The sequence below is a fragment of the Kitasatospora sp. NPDC056783 genome (genome assembly GCF_042789895.1).
In the GTDB taxonomy this organism is placed as follows: domain Bacteria; phylum Actinomycetota; class Actinomycetes; order Streptomycetales; family Streptomycetaceae; genus Kitasatospora.
The window spans coordinates 1-1,087 of the sequence record NZ_JBHUAF010000731.1 but is presented as its reverse complement, the minus strand read 5'-3'; the positions used below and the strand labels follow the sequence as shown (position 1 = coordinate 1,087).

Sequence of the window (1,087 nt, the reverse complement as noted above, 5' to 3'; positions counted from 1 at the left end):
GGGGCCCGGGGGTGCCGTGACGGCGTCCCCGGGCCCCTCCGCGCTCTCAGGCGCCGCCGCCCAGGCCCGGCGGGACCGCCGTGTGCAGCGCCGAGACGAAGGCCGAGATGGCCGGGTGGGAGCCGGCACCGGCGCGGAAGGCGGCGCGGGTGCGGCGGTACATCGGCAGACGGGTGAGGACGACGCCGGGCGGGGGAGCGGCCGCGCCCAGGTGGGGGACCAGGGCGACGCCCTGGCCGGCGGCGACCAGGGCCAGCACGGTGGTGAAGTCGTCGATCTGGTGCCGGACGCGGGGCGCGAAGCCCGCCGCTTCGCAGGCGCGGACCGCCATGGTGTGGCAGAGGGTGTCGGGCGGCGACATGATCCACGGCGCGCCGCGCTGCTCGGCGAGGGTGCCGGGGGCGCGTGCGGCCAGGTACATGGGCTCGGTGAAGACGGGGCGGGTCACCGCCAGGCCCGGCTCCGGGTCGGTCGGGACGAGGTCGTACTCGTGCACCAGCGCCACGTCCAGCTCGCCCGCCCGCAGCGCCGCGCCGACGGCCGCCGGGTCCACCTCGGTGACCATCGGCTCCAGCCCCGGGTGCCAGCCGGCCAGCTCCGCGAGCACCGCGGGGATGATCGCGCGGGCCGCCGACGGATAGGTGCCGATCCGCAGCGGACCGGCCAGCCCGCGCTTGGCCTGGGCGAGTTCGGCGCCCGCCTGTTCCAGCAGGGCGAGCACCGCCTCGGCGTGCCGGACCAGGCCCAGCCCGGCCGGGGTGAGGGTGACCCGCCGCCCGGTGCGCTCCAGCAGCGGGACGCCCGCCTCCTTCTCCAGCACGGACAGCTGCTGGGACACCGCCGAGGGGCTGAAGGAGAGCGCCTCGGCGACGGCCGCGATGGTGCCGAGGTGGGCGAGTTCGCGCAACAGGCGCAGGCGTCGGACGTCCAGCATCAGCCCAGGTTAGGCCCTGTCCGGCCGATCTTGCCGGGCCCGATCGACCGGACAGGACCTAGGCCGTGTCTCACAATTCCCGCCGGGCGCGCGACGCCGGGCATCCCGCCTGAACGCACCGGCGAAACGTCCAAGTACGACCCAGTACGAGGA

Annotated in this window: 1 protein-coding gene; it reads right to left on the bottom strand. The window is 76.4% G+C overall.

The window, feature by feature from the left end:
- Positions 1-46: 46 nt before the first annotated feature.
- Positions 47-934, bottom strand: coding sequence for a LysR family transcriptional regulator (locus ACFRMQ_RS40940; protein WP_380736024.1), 888 nt, complete (start codon positions 932-934; stop codon positions 47-49).
- Between the last annotated feature and the right edge of the window lie 153 nt (positions 935-1,087).

Excerpts from the sequence above, each read along its gene's own strand:
- ACFRMQ_RS40940 (WP_380736024.1), bottom strand. The coding sequence starts at position 934 with ATGCTGGACGTCCGACGCCTGCGCCTGTTGCGCGAACTCGCCCACCTC.